11 protein-coding genes and 4 tRNA genes are annotated in these 12,631 nt (G+C 58.7%); 11 read left to right on the top strand and 4 right to left on the bottom strand.

Translation table 11 applies throughout. The annotated features are described in order from the left end of the window. Positions 1–62: 62 nt before the first annotated feature. The 5 genes from IEX57_RS14430 (at position 63) to corA (ending at position 5,001) form a co-directional block, all read left to right on the top strand. On the top strand, positions 63–665 hold the full coding sequence (locus IEX57_RS14430; RefSeq protein WP_188705041.1) for a MarC family protein: 603 nt from the start codon (positions 63–65) through the stop codon (positions 663–665). Between the two features lie 108 nt (positions 666–773). Then, a complete protein-coding gene (rpiA, locus tag IEX57_RS14435) occupies positions 774–1,430 on the top strand; it encodes a ribose-5-phosphate isomerase RpiA (RefSeq protein WP_188705042.1) in 657 nt (218 codons plus the stop codon). A gap of 129 nt (positions 1,431–1,559) precedes the next feature. Next, positions 1,560–2,276, top strand: a complete 717-nt coding sequence (phoU, locus tag IEX57_RS14440) for a phosphate signaling complex protein PhoU (protein ID WP_188705043.1) — start codon at positions 1,560–1,562, stop codon at positions 2,274–2,276. A gap of 191 nt (positions 2,277–2,467) precedes the next feature. Continuing rightward, complete coding sequence (gene ppx / locus IEX57_RS14445; protein ID WP_188705044.1) at positions 2,468–3,943, top strand: exopolyphosphatase; 1,476 nt, start codon at positions 2,468–2,470, stop codon at positions 3,941–3,943. Positions 3,944–3,972: 29 nt separating this feature from the next. Then, positions 3,973–5,001: a magnesium/cobalt transporter CorA gene (gene corA / locus IEX57_RS14450; RefSeq protein WP_229709028.1), complete on the top strand. Its 1,029-nt coding sequence runs from the start codon at positions 3,973–3,975 to the stop codon at positions 4,999–5,001. Positions 5,002–5,010: 9 nt separating this feature from the next. On the opposite strand, the gene IEX57_RS14455 is transcribed toward corA, so the two are convergent. Together IEX57_RS14455 and lgt are read right to left on the bottom strand one after the other, a co-directional pair. Continuing rightward, positions 5,011–5,523: a DUF456 domain-containing protein gene (locus tag IEX57_RS14455; RefSeq protein ID WP_188705046.1), complete on the bottom strand. Its 513-nt coding sequence runs from the start codon at positions 5,521–5,523 to the stop codon at positions 5,011–5,013. 138 nt (positions 5,524–5,661) lie between these two features. Continuing rightward, positions 5,662–6,519 carry a prolipoprotein diacylglyceryl transferase gene (lgt, locus tag IEX57_RS14460; RefSeq protein WP_188705047.1) on the bottom strand — a complete coding sequence of 286 codons (858 nt, stop codon included), beginning with the start codon at positions 6,517–6,519 and terminating at the stop codon, positions 5,662–5,664. A 204-nt stretch (positions 6,520–6,723) separates the two neighbouring features. Between lgt and ilvD the strand changes: the two genes are divergently transcribed. Next, positions 6,724–8,580, top strand: a complete 1,857-nt coding sequence (gene ilvD, locus IEX57_RS14465; protein ID WP_188705048.1) for a dihydroxy-acid dehydratase — start codon at positions 6,724–6,726, stop codon at positions 8,578–8,580. 90 nt (positions 8,581–8,670) lie between these two features. Next, complete coding sequence (locus IEX57_RS14470) at positions 8,671–9,012, top strand: MGMT family protein (protein WP_308433874.1); 342 nt, start codon at positions 8,671–8,673, stop codon at positions 9,010–9,012. A 72-nt stretch (positions 9,013–9,084) separates the two neighbouring features. On the opposite strand, the gene IEX57_RS14475 is transcribed toward IEX57_RS14470, so the two are convergent. Then, positions 9,085–11,118, bottom strand: a complete 2,034-nt coding sequence (locus tag IEX57_RS14475; RefSeq protein WP_188705049.1) for a beta strand repeat-containing protein — start codon at positions 11,116–11,118, stop codon at positions 9,085–9,087. A 395-nt stretch (positions 11,119–11,513) separates the two neighbouring features. Beyond that, positions 11,514–11,589, bottom strand: a tRNA-Phe gene (locus IEX57_RS14480). 526 nt (positions 11,590–12,115) lie between these two features. Between IEX57_RS14480 and IEX57_RS14485 the strand changes: the two genes are divergently transcribed. From IEX57_RS14485 to IEX57_RS14500, 4 genes are all read left to right on the top strand, one after another. Then, a tRNA-Tyr gene (locus tag IEX57_RS14485) sits at positions 12,116–12,200 on the top strand. A gap of 97 nt (positions 12,201–12,297) precedes the next feature. Continuing rightward, a tRNA-Gly gene (locus IEX57_RS14490) sits at positions 12,298–12,371 on the top strand. A gap of 8 nt (positions 12,372–12,379) precedes the next feature. Continuing rightward, a tRNA-Thr gene (locus tag IEX57_RS14495) sits at positions 12,380–12,454 on the top strand. A 44-nt stretch (positions 12,455–12,498) separates the two neighbouring features. Beyond that, a partial coding sequence (locus tag IEX57_RS14500) for a GTP-binding protein (RefSeq protein WP_229709034.1) occupies positions 12,499–12,631 on the top strand: 133 nt, incomplete at its 3' end.

Consider the following 12,631-nt stretch of genomic DNA (forward strand, 5'->3'; position numbering starts at 1 on the left):
CAAGCCTGGGAAATTAACGGCAGATCAAATGATGACAAGACCGTTGTGCGAGAATTGCGGTTATGACACATACATTCCTCTCCGCACTGGTGCTGCTGTTGCTGGTGACCGACCCGCTGGGTGGCCTGCCGCTGTTTGTTTCCCTGTTGAAAAAAGTGCCGCCCGCGCGCCGCGCCAAGGTCATCGTGCGCGAGACCCTGGTGGCGTTCTGCATCTTGCTGGCCTTCATGGTGTTCGGGCAGCGCTTCTTGCAGGTCATGCATTTGTCAGAGACGTCGCTGGGCATTGCCGGCGGCATCATCCTGTTTCTGATCGCGCTCAGAATGATTTTCCCCAAGCCCGACGGTGTGTTTGGCGATGGCACCCCGCACGGCGAGCCCTTTATTGTGCCGCTAGCCGTGCCGCTGCTGGCCGGGCCGTCAGCACTGGCGACTGTCCTGTTGCTGGTCTCGCATGATCCGGATCGCATCTGGGAATGGGTGGGCGCGCTGGCGATCACCATGCTCATCTGCGGCCTGACCTTGCTGTTCTCAGAGCGGATCAGCTACTGGCTGGGCGAACGCCTGACCCAGGCTTTTGAGCGGCTGATGGGTTTGATCCTGACCGCCATCGCCGTAGAAATGCTGCTGGCCGGTATCCGCACCTGGCTTTCCACACTGCATTAAGCACCGCTTGTGTTAGCGGCTCTAAGGGCGTGCGCCTGCTACAATTGCGACCAATAGCCGGCCGCGCCGGCCAACCCGATTCAACTGACCTCTTCCGGAGCCTGACTCATGACGCAAAACGAACTGAAAGAAGCCGTAGGCCGCGCCGCACTGCAATACGTGCCGGACGATTGCATTGTGGGTGTGGGCACCGGGTCGACGGCCAATTACTTTATTGATGCGCTGGGGACCATGAAGGGCCGTATCAAGGGCGCGGTGTCTTCGTCTGAAGCCAGCGTGAAGCGCCTGATGGGTCTGGGGATTGAAGTGTTCGATCTGAACACCATCGACAAACTGCCGGTGTATGTAGACGGTGCCGATGAAATCAACCACCAGTTGCAGATGATCAAGGGCGGCGGTGCCGCGCTGACGCGCGAGAAAATTGTCTCGGCCGTGGCCGAGCAGTTCATCTGTATCGCGGACGAAAGCAAATACGTCACCGTGCTGGGCAAGTTCCCGGTGCCGGTAGAGGTGATCCCGATGGCGCGTTCCTACGTCGCGCGTGAGATCGTCAAACTGGGCGGCCACCCGGCCTACCGCGAAGGCGTGATCACCGATAACGGCAACGTGATCCTGGATGTACACGGCTGGCAGGTGACCGAAGCGACCAAGCTGGAAACCGAACTGAACCAGATCGTGGGCGTGGTCACCAACGGCCTGTTTGCCCGTCGTCGTGCCGATGTGCTGCTGCTGGGCACCGCCGACGGCGTAAAGACCTACAAATAAAAGAAGCGCCGCAAAAACAGGTACATGGCAGCCCCGCCCGGTCTGCCATGAACTTGCAACATATTGGTAACAAACCCGTGTTATGTTACCGCGCTTAGATAACAAACCGCACCGTCGGAGACTGGCTCAATGGCCGAACACATTTCCAAGCAATTCGATACTGAACTGGAAGCAATCCGCTCTAACGTGCTTGGCATGGCCGGCCTTGTGGAAGAACAGGTGCGCCTGGCCATGGAAGCCCTGGCTTCTGGCGATCTGACGATCGTGAACAAGGTGCTGGAGCAAGAAGAGCGTGTTAACCAGATGCACGTGCAACTGGATGACATGTGTATTCACATGATCGCCCGCCGCCAGCCTGCTGCCGGTGACCTGCGCATGGTCATGACCGTGATCAAGTCGGTGGAAGATCTGGAGCGTATTGGCGACAAAGCCTCTCGCATCTGCCAGCGCGCCAAGAACATCTATGACAGTGGCCGTCTGCAAGTGCCGCGTTTCAACGAACTGAACCATATCGCTGAAGACGCGCTGGATATGCTGTCCAAGGCGCTGGACGCCTTCGCCCGCCTGGATGTGGTGCAAGCCACCCAGGTGATCCGTGATGACAGCCGCCTGGACGACGAATACCGCGGCCTGCAACGTCAGCTGATCACGCTGATGATGGAAGACCCGCGCACCATTTCGCTGACCCTGGATATCCTGTGGATTGCCAAGGCCATCGAGCGTATTGGCGATCTGGCCGTGAACGTGGCCGAACAAGTGGTGTTCCTGGTCAAGGGGCTGGATATCCGTCACAAGACCCAGGAAGAAGTAGAACGCCTGGTACTGAACAAGACTGACGGCGAGTAAGTCTTTCCGTTCTGGTCTGTTCACATGAAAAGCGGCTTTCGGGCCGCTTTTTTCATGCTGGCACCCACAATTGTGGTGGTATGCGCTATCCCGGCAATTGCCAGCAGCGCAATCGTTCGCTATGTTGGCCTGACTGTATTTGTTAGCCGGGCGCGTAGCCCCCGGCGTCGATCAACTTCTCTGGAATGCGCATGGCCGACGACAATCTGATCGCCGCCGTTGACCTCGGCTCCAACAGTTTTCGCCTGCAAGTGGCCCGTGTACTGGAAAACACGGTGGTGCCGCTGGATACCTTCAAGGAAACCGTGCGCCTTGGCGCCGGGCTGGACGAACGCAATTACCTGACGCCGGGTGCGCAGCAACAAGCGCTGGAGGCGCTTGCGCGCTTTGGTGAGCGGTTGCGTGGCTTGCAGCCTGAACAAGTGCGTGCGGTGGCCACCAACACCTTCCGGGTGGCCAAGAACGGCCAGACTTTCCTGCCCCAGGCCGAAGCGGCGCTGGGCTTCCCCATTGAAATCATCGGTGGTCGTGAAGAAGCGCGGCTGATTTATATCGGCGCGTCGCACAGCCTGCCGTCATCGCGGGAGAAACGTCTGGTGGTGGATATCGGCGGTGGCTCAACCGAGTTTATCGTCGGCCGCCAATACAACCCGCTGGCCACGGAAAGCACGTTGATGGGCTGCGTATCCTGGAGCATGCGGTTTTTTCCGGATGGCATCATCACGCCGGATCGCATGGCCGCAGCGGAGATTGCCGCTGGTGAGGTGATCCAGCCGCTGGAACAGGATTACCACGCCCGCCACTGGCAAATGGCGATCGGGACATCCGGCACCGCGCGCTCTCTGGCCGACGTGATGGAACTCAACGACATTGCCAGCGGCGGCATCACCAAAGCTGGCCTGGCGCGTATTCGCCACATCCTGCTGGATGCCGGCCACGTCGACAAAGTAAAGCTCAACGGCCTGCGTGACGACCGGCGCCCGGTACTGGCCGGTGGCTTTGCCATTATGGCCGCCGTGTTTGATCTGCTGGGCATCGAGCGCATGCAGATCACCCAGGGCGCCTTGCGTGACGGCGTCTTGTACGATCTCCTGGGCCGCCACGGCCAGCACGATATCCGCACGCAAACCGTCAACGGTTTCCTGCGGCGTTATCACACCGACGCCGCCCAGGCGCAGCGCGTGGCCACGCTGGCGCTGCATCTGGCGCAAACCATGCCGCAAGTGAACGCCGCGCTGGCGCTGGACGTGTATTACGCCGCCATGCTGCATGAAGTGGGCCGGGCGATTTCGCACACCAGTTATCACAAGCATTCCGCCTACATCCTGCAGCACGCCGATATGCCAGGATTCTCCCGTCGCGAGCAAGCGCAACTGGGCTCGCTGGTGCTGGCGCAGCGCGGCAAGCTGGAAAAAGCCGGCAAGCCATCCGGTGAGGCCCTGTGGCAGGGCGTGCTGGCGCTGCGCCTGGCGTGCATCATTCATCGCGCCCGGCACAATGACCCGGACCCGGACTGTACGCTCAACGCCGTCGGCAAACGTTATACCCTCAGTCTGCCCGCTGGCTGGCTGGATGCCCGCCCCCTAACCCGGCACGCATTGATGGAGGAATCCCACGCATGGCAAACCGTCGGTCACGAACTGGCAATCGCAGAACACAACGCGTAAGACATCATCCGCGCGCAGATAAAGCCGGTTTGCAACCCGGAACCCTGGTCTATGTGGGCGACGCGCCCACGCAAGAATCCCTGGCCACGCTGATCGAGTTTGGGCCCAAGAGCGACGATCTCTCATCTCACCCGCTAAGCCCGAACGACTGCAACCTGCCCGCGCCCCGACCGGATCATACGGTCTGGGTGAACGTGCACGGTTTGTCGAACACCGAATTCATCAAGACCATCGGCCGCCACTTCGGCCTGCACCCGCTGGTGCAGGAAGACATCCTCAATACCGGCCAGCGCGCCAAGGTCGAGGTCTATCCCGGTTACCTCTTTATCACCGCGCGCCTTGTGCATGCGGATGAAAACGCCAATATCGACAGCGAACAAGTCGCAATCGTCCTTGGGCAAAACTGGGTGCTGACTTTCCAGGAGCGCCCGACCGGCTCGTTCAAAGGCATCCGTGAAGCGCTGCAGAACGAACAATCGCAATTGCGGCGCTGGGGGGCGGACTACCTGGTGTATTCCATGCTGGACAAGCTGGTGGACCGCTATTTCACCGTGCTGGAAGCCATTGGTGAGCGCATCGAGGCGGTAGAAGACAGCTTTGAAGACGGCAGCGGCCCGGATCACTTGAGCGAAATCCAGAACCTGCGGCGCTCTTTGCTGGCGGTCAAACGCGGCCTGTGGCCGTTGCGGGAAATGGTCAACACACTGCAGCGGGACGAACCGGACTTTTTCCGCAACGAAACGCAGCTCTACCTGCGCGACGTGTACGATCACACCGTGCAATTGATCGAAAGCGTGGAAGCCCTGCGGGATCTGGTCGGCAGCTTGCAAGACACGTATCTCTCGCTGCAGTCGCACCGCATGAACCTGCAAATGCGCGTGCTGACCGTGATTACCACGATCTTCCTGCCGCTCAGTCTGCTTGCCGGGATCTACGGCATGAACTTCGAGAACATCCCCGAACTGCATACGCACAACGGCTATTTTGTGCTGCTGGGCGTGATGGTGCTGATCGCGGTCAGCCTTGCCGGGTATTTCAAGTACAAGCGGTGGTTCTGAGTTCTCCGGCTACGGATGGTTGAACCACCACACCGACAAAAAGAGACCCAGCATCATCAGGGCGATGGCCACTTTGGCGATCGCCCCCAGTACCAGCCCCAGCCAGGTGGCGACACCGGCTTTGCCGGCCTGGACAATACCCCGGCGGGCATAGAGTTCACCGGCTACCGCGCCAATGAACGGCCCCAGGATCAGGCCGGGAATCCCGAAGAACATGCCGACAATCGAGCCAAGCAGCGCGCCGCTCACCGCCTGCTTGCTGGCGCCGGCATGTTTGGCCCCCAGCGCGCTGGCCATCCAGTCCAGCAGGGCGGAAAACAGCATCAGCAACAGCAAAATGCCTAGCGTGATGTAGCCCACGCGGGTAAACCCGTCGATCCACGCCGCGACCAGCATGCCAAAGAACAAAAAAGGGGTGCCGGGCAAGAGCGGGAAAACGGTGCCGACAAGGCCCGTGAGCATGAGTGCAATGGCGACGACCCACCACCAGATATTGCCGTCGGCCAGCAGGGTTTCGGACATGTGTTCAGTGCCTTTGAGGTTAACCCGCAGACACTAGCACACCGTTTGCAATGTCGATGCGGGCAAGGCAACAGGCGGTAAAAGTGGGCAATAAAAAAGCACCGCCACGGCGGTGCTTTTTTATTGAAGCGTGTTCTCTCAGGCGCGGTTGCCGGAGCGCGAGGACCACCAGAACAGATGCAGACCCAGCAGAATCATCGGCAGCGACAGCCACTGACCCATCGACAGCCCAAACTGCAGCAGGCCGAGGAAATCGTCGGGCTCGCGGGTGAATTCCACACAGAAGCGGCACAGGCCATAGCCGAACATGAACAGGCCAGAGATCTGCCCCACCTTGCGTGGCTTGCCGGAGTACACATACAACACCACGAACAGCAGCAGCCCTTCAGTCAGCATTTCGTACAGTTGCGACGGATGACGCGGCAGCATGCCGAACTCAACCAGCCATTGTTGCCATTGCGGGTTGCGCAGCGCGGCGGCGGCGTCGGCGTTGGCCGCAGATGGAAAACCCATCGACCATGGCAGGGTGGGCGTCGTTACCCGGCCCCACAGTTCGCCATTGATAAAGTTGCCCAGACGGCCGAACATCAAGCCCAGCGGCACCAGCGGGGCGATGAAGTCGGTGACGGCAAAAAAGCGGCGGTGCGTCTTGTATGCAAAGACCCACATCGCTACCAGCACGCCAATAAAGCCGCCGTGGAAGGACATGCCGCCTTCCCACACCTTGAAGATGTCGAACGGGTGGCTGAAATAAAAATCCGGCTTATAGAACAATACATAACCCAGGCGCCCGCCCAGAATGACCCCAAGGACGCCGTAAAACAGCAGGTCATCCAGTTCATTGAGCTGCCAGCCCGCCGGGCGGCCAAGCTTGATGCGGCGGCGACCGAGCACCAGAAAAAGCAGAAAGCCGACCAGGTACATCAGCCCGTACCAGTGGATCGCGATCGGGCCAGCTTTAAGGGCGATCGGGTTGAAATGCGGGTGGATTAGCATGTGAGGCTGGCTTTTGGATAAAATCGGGCATTATACAGCAACGCCTTTTAACCCAAACGCGCCAAAAGCCTGTTTCACTCTACGGATTGCGCCACCCACACCCCGGGTGACGACGCGGTTCGCGGTATGCTTGAGTCATTCATCAAACGGTGGTTTCTGCTGCAAGAGGCAGCGGAACCTTTCCGGTTTTTCAGGACAAGTAATATGCCAGCCTATCGTTCCCGCACTTCCACGCACGGCCGCAACATGGCCGGTGCCCGCGCACTGTGGCGCGCCACCGGTATGAAAGACGATGATTTCGGCAAGCCGATCATCGCCATCGCCAACTCCTTCACCCAGTTCGTGCCCGGTCACGTGCACCTGCACAACCTGGGTCAGCTGGTGGCGCGCGAAATTGAAAAAGCCGGCGGCATCGCCAAGGAATTCAACACCATCGCCGTGGATGACGGTATCGCCATGGGTCACGGCGGCATGTTGTACAGCCTGCCCAGCCGCGATCTGATTGCCGATTCGGTCGAATACATGGTGAACGCACACTGCGCCGATGCGCTGGTGTGTATCTCCAACTGCGACAAGATCACCCCGGGGATGTTGATGGCCGCCATGCGCCTCAATATTCCGGTGATCTTTGTGTCCGGCGGCCCCATGGAGGCCGGCAAGGTGAACTGGCGCGGTGAAGAGCGCCACGTTGACCTGATCGACGCCATGATCGAAGCCGCCAACCCGAACGTCACTGACGCTGAAGTGGCCTCGATGGAGCGTTCGGCTTGCCCGACCTGTGGCTCCTGCTCTGGCATGTTTACCGCAAACTCCATGAACTGCCTGACCGAGGCGCTGGGCTTGTCGCTGCCGGGCAATGGCTCGCTGGTGGCCACCCACGCTGACCGCAAGCAATTGTTCCTGCAAGCTGGCCGCACGATTGTCGAACTGGCGCGTCGTTTTTACGAACAGGAAGACCAGTCGGTCCTGCCGCGCAACATTGCGACGATCGAAGCCTTTGAAAACGCCATGAGCCTTGACGTGGCCATGGGCGGCTCGACCAACACCGTGTTGCATCTGCTGGCCGCCGCGTCTGAAGCGGGCGTGGATTTCAAGATGGCGCAGATCGATGCCATCAGCCGCAAGGTGCCGTGCCTGGCCAAGGTCGCACCGGCCACGCAGAAGTACCACATGGAAGACGTGCACCGCGCGGGTGGCGTCATGGGTATTCTGGCCGAGCTGGATCGCGCCGGCCTGATCAACCGTGAAGTCAGCACCGTGCACGCGCCGACCATGGCCGAAGCGCTGGCCAAGTGGGACATCATGCAGGTCGAGAACGACAGCGTGGCGCATCACTTCTACCGCGCAGCGCCGGGCGGCATTCCGACCACGATCGCGTTCTCGCAATCCATGCGGTACCCGACCCTGGACAACGACCGCGCCGACGGTTGTATCCGCAGCAAGGAGCACGCCTACAGCCAGGACGGTGGTCTGGCCGTGCTGTACGGCAATATTGCTGAGCGCGGTTGTATCGTGAAAACTGCAGGCGTGGATGACTCCATCCTCAAGTTCTCGGGCCGCGCCCGTGTGTTCCAGAGCCAGGACGACGCCGTTGAGGCCATCCTGAACGATCAAGTGGTGGCCGGGGATGTGGTCGTGATCGTCTACGAAGGCCCCAAGGGCGGCCCGGGCATGCAGGAAATGCTGTACCCGACCTCCTACCTGAAGTCCAAGGGCCTGGGCAAAGCCTGCGCACTGCTGACCGATGGCCGTTTCTCAGGCGGTACTTCCGGTTTGTCGATCGGCCACGCTTCGCCAGAAGCGGCCGAAGGCGGCGCCATTGGTCTGGTGCAAGAAGGCGATGCCATTGATATCGATATCCCCAACCGCACCATCAGCCTGCGCGTCACCGACGAAGAACTGGCCCACCGCCGCGCAAAGATGGAAGCCAAGGGCAAAGACGCCTGGAAACCAGTCGGCCGCGAACGCTTTGTCAGCGCCGCCCTGCGCGCCTACGCCGCCATGACCACCAGTGCCGATACCGGCGCCGTGCGTGATGTGGCGCAGGTGGAACGCAAGTAATTGGCTGTCGTCTTTTGCTTGATATAAAACGAAACGGGATGGCTTTCCATCCCGTTTTTTATTATCCGCGTTCTATTCAGGGAGCCGCTGTTGCCCTCGTCCCGCCTTACCGCTGATCGCAAAGCGCCTGCGTCTTCCATCTATGCAGCCATGCTCGCCGTGGTTGCGCAGATTCCTCCTGGCCGTGTCGCAACCTACGGCCAGATTGCAAGGCTGGCTGGTTTTCCACGTAACGCCAGAATGGTGGGGAGGGCGCTGGCCCAGTCTGGTACGGATGTCCCCTGGCACCGCGTAGTGAATCACCAGGGGGCAATCAGCCATCGCGGGCTGGATGGCCATGACGACCTGCAGCGGGTGCTGCTGGAAGCGGAAGGCGTAGAGTTTGAAGCAAATGGCGTGATCAAACTGAAAAAATGGGGATGGATGTCTTGAGTCGTCCCGAAGGAAGAAAAGAAAAAGGCGATCTTGCGATCGCCTTTTTTTGTAAGTGCAGTCAGATGTCGCTTAGATACCGCTGTAGTACGAGTTGTACGGCGACGGTGGCAGCGTGCAAGTCGGGCTGACATCCTTGGCCAGGACCGGCAGGCGGAACACGGACTGTGCCGTAGCCTGAGTGCCTTGTACCTGGGTTGTCGCGCGAATACGGGTCACAATCCATTGCGCGCTCGACTTGAGGAACGTGTAGTTGAAAGATGCACGGCCGCTGGCGTCCGTTGTTACCGTAGCGGGGATCGTACCTGCTGCCGAGTTGGGCGGAATGGTGCTGCTGCGCGACGGAGAAGTGACTGCAGTCGGCGGCGTACCCGTTGTTGTTGCGAACGAATTGTTGTCCAGCTGATGAACCGAATAGATTTCACCCGAATCAGCAATCAGGTTCTCGTTCGCGTCTTCGTTGGCCAGCGTGTAAGAACGCTCGCCAGTCGGCAGCGGGCTAGCGAAGCTCGGGCAAACGATGTTGGACACCGAGAATGCAACCGGCCATGCCGACAAGCTCACTGTCGTATTTGCCATCGGGTTGCCGTTGGAGTCAGCCACAATCACCGACATCGGCAAGATGTACGTCGTGCCGTCGCTCGATTCGGTCATTGCATTCGATTGCCCAATGGCTACCGAGCCAGCTGTACCACCAATGACAATACTGGTCGAAGAAGGCGGTACGGACGTGCCATTCACCAACGGAGTTGCAGTGATGGTGATTGGCGAACCTTGCGAAGTAGGCAGGCTGCCGGCGGTAAAGGTTGCCGTTGCCACGCCCAGACCGGTACCGGAGGAACCTGTCACAACATAAGAAGGAGAGACCGATTCGCCGCCGCCCGGGCCGCCTGTGAATGACAGTGCGACTGGTACGTTGGCTACGCCGTTGTTGCTGCCATCTGTAACACGGATGGTCAGCACCGAAGAGCTGGTTTGCGAACCGGAGCTTGGGGACAGTACAGACGGAGTGGCCTGCAGTGTTACCGCGGTAGCTTGCGATGCGGGAGCAGACACCGCGATGGTGACGCTGCTGCTGACGTTCGGATTGGCAGAGTCAAACGCGGTGATGGTTGCAACGCCGCTGGTCGTCGATTTGAACGAAACCGTAACCGTGCCGCCCGCAGTGACGGGTGCGGAGGTGGTCGGCGTAACACCCGCGCCAAAGCCACCAATGGAGGCGACGAACTGGACAGTCGTAGAAGTGGCTGACGAAACAATGATATTGGTGGATGCGTTGGTTTGCAGCGTGGACTGTGCGGGTGGGTTGGTAATCGCAAAGGTGTTTGCACCAGCAACGTTCAGCGTGTTGCTTGCGGTCGCACCCAGCACACTGGTATTCAGTGTTACGCCGCCGGCGGCAATCCCGTTGATGGATACAGATGCGATCCCGGAGGAGTTCGTCGTGGCCGTGGCAGAGGAAAGCGAAGCAGAACCGCCCGCGCCCACAACGGCAAAATTGACGACCGCACCGCTAACCAACTGGCCTTTGCCATCGGTTACCGTTGCATTGACGGTCTGCGGCGAACCGACTGGCAAGGAAGTGCCTGTCGGGATGGTGGTCAGCACTTTGGTACCGGCAACCACAATGGCTGTTGAGCTTTTCACTGTGCCGTTGGCCAGCGAAATGACTTCGGTGCGGTTGGCGCGATTCTGACCCGGGGTGTAGGTCACGGTCGCTACGCCAGTGGCATTGGTGACCACGGTGCTGGCGCTCAAGATGCCGGAGGCGGAGCTGACGGTAATTGGTGCGTTGGGCAATACCGCATTACTGCCGTCCAGTGCGGTAATGGTGAGCGTTGCCACATCCGTGCTGCCCGATAGCAGGCTGGTTTTGTCTGCCAGAACAACCAGGCTGGCTGCCTGTACGGCAACCGGCGTTGGAGTGGTAGTCGGCGTCGGTGTTGGCGTCGGTGTGGTGGAGCCACTGCCGGAACCGCCGTTGAGTGTGCTGCCGTCGGCAGCACCATTACATGCGCTAAGTGCGATTGTAGCGCTGGCCAACAGCGGCAAAGCAAGCAGCTTGACTACTTGCCATGCCCGGCGACCGGATTGGGCTTGAATCACTTTTGTTCCCCTCGTTAAAAAATCAATTGCGCGACAACGAATTACATAAAACCGTCTTGTTTATCTGCTAAATGGGCAGACAAAACTGGCAATTTGAGTAAGGGGGATTAGACGATACTGATAATACTATTTGCAATAAAAACGGCTAATTGTGTGGCGTCTTGTATACGAATGTAGTGTTTGTGTATGCGTGTTGCTGAATTGTTGCCCCGTAAAGGATGTACGCAGAAACAATTGGCCTTTGATCCGCAGATAGACGGTCAGAAAGTTGTGGGGTGGGGAGAGGTAAAGGCAGGGTTGCCGCAGAATTCACCGATAAATGAAGGCGGCATAATTGAGGGGTAGAAAAACAAAAAGCCGACTCAATTGAGTCGGCTTTTTGTTTTACAGAATTCTGGTGGCCAGTCGCGGAATCGAACCACGGACACGCGGATTTTCAATCCGCTGCTCTACCAACTGAGCTAACTGGCCTTCGAGAGGACCGAATTAAACACTATGGCGATTTTGGTGTCAACACTTCTGCAAGAAAAGATTCATAAGTACTGAAAAGGTAAAGGAATTTGACGCGATCAAAATCTGGCGGTCTGCGATGCGCCAGGCGGGTGAACCGTGCCGAAGTCTCGCGTACGCGCACACGAGATATAAAGGCGGGAAAGATGCTGTGACTGCGGGTGCGGAGCAGGTGGGTGGCTGTATGGGTGGAAGAGGGCCGGTGAAAGGGGTTTTCTCACCGGGACGGGCGGCGCTGGCGTGCCTGGTTGACCGATCTGACCGCGGTCGAACGACAAAAACAACGATTTTTATGCGTTCTTGCGTATGTTTCTGGCTGTTTTCGACCAGGTGCAGGCGCCGCGCGTGACGGCGCGATTGCGGTTTGTTCGCCTGTGTGCCGAAAAAATTTCGCCTTTTTTCAAAGACATGACGTTTTTGTTGAGGTTTTCTGGCTGAAAGTGTTTGACATGATCCGGGGCTCTGGCCATAATGCGCTCCTCATTCAGGAGGGATTCCCGAGCGGTCAAAGGGATCAGACTGTAAATCTGACGGCTCTGCCTTCGAAGGTTCGAATCCTTCTCCCTCCACCAGATTACGCGGCGTGAAGTGTATCCGCTCCCTGGGATGAGACTATATAGATATATGTCATTTAATTGATGTGTGTTGAATAGTCTGGTTCCGGATCAAGCGGGTGTAGCTCAATGGTAGAGCAGAAGCCTTCCAAGCTTATGACGAGGGTTCGATTCCCTTCACCCGCTCCAAAGAATGCGCTGATGTAGCTCAGGGGTAGAGCACTCCCTTGGTAAGGGAGAGGTCGTGGGTTCAATTCCCACCATCAGCTCCACCATTATTCGCTGGTATATTTCAGGTTCTCGAGAAGGAAATATCATGGCTAAGGAAAAGTTCACGCGTACGAAGCCGCACGTCAACGTAGGTACCATCGGTCACGTTGACCACGGCAAGACCACGCTGACCGCAGCGATCACCACCATTCTGTCCAAGAAGTTCGGTGGCGAAGCCA

Source organism: Silvimonas iriomotensis (assembly GCF_014645535.1).
In the GTDB taxonomy this organism is placed as follows: Bacteria; Pseudomonadota; Gammaproteobacteria; order Burkholderiales; family Chitinibacteraceae; genus Silvimonas; species Silvimonas iriomotensis.

Bases quoted from the DNA above. Each gene is read 5' to 3' on its own strand.
- IEX57_RS14455 (WP_188705046.1), bottom strand. From the start codon at position 5,523: ATGTCCGAAACCCTGCTGGCCGACGGCAATATCTGGTGGTGGGTCGTC.
- ppx (WP_188705044.1), top strand. From the start codon at position 2,468: ATGGCCGACGACAATCTGATCGCCGCCGTTGACCTCGGCTCCAACAGT.
- rpiA (WP_188705042.1), top strand. From the start codon at position 774: ATGACGCAAAACGAACTGAAAGAAGCCGTAGGCCGCGCCGCACTGCAA.
- ilvD (WP_188705048.1), top strand. From the start codon at position 6,724: ATGCCAGCCTATCGTTCCCGCACTTCCACGCACGGCCGCAACATGGCC.
- lgt (WP_188705047.1), bottom strand. From the start codon at position 6,519: ATGCTAATCCACCCGCATTTCAACCCGATCGCCCTTAAAGCTGGCCCG.
- IEX57_RS14430 (WP_188705041.1), top strand. From the start codon at position 63: ATGACACATACATTCCTCTCCGCACTGGTGCTGCTGTTGCTGGTGACC.
- phoU (WP_188705043.1), top strand. From the start codon at position 1,560: ATGGCCGAACACATTTCCAAGCAATTCGATACTGAACTGGAAGCAATC.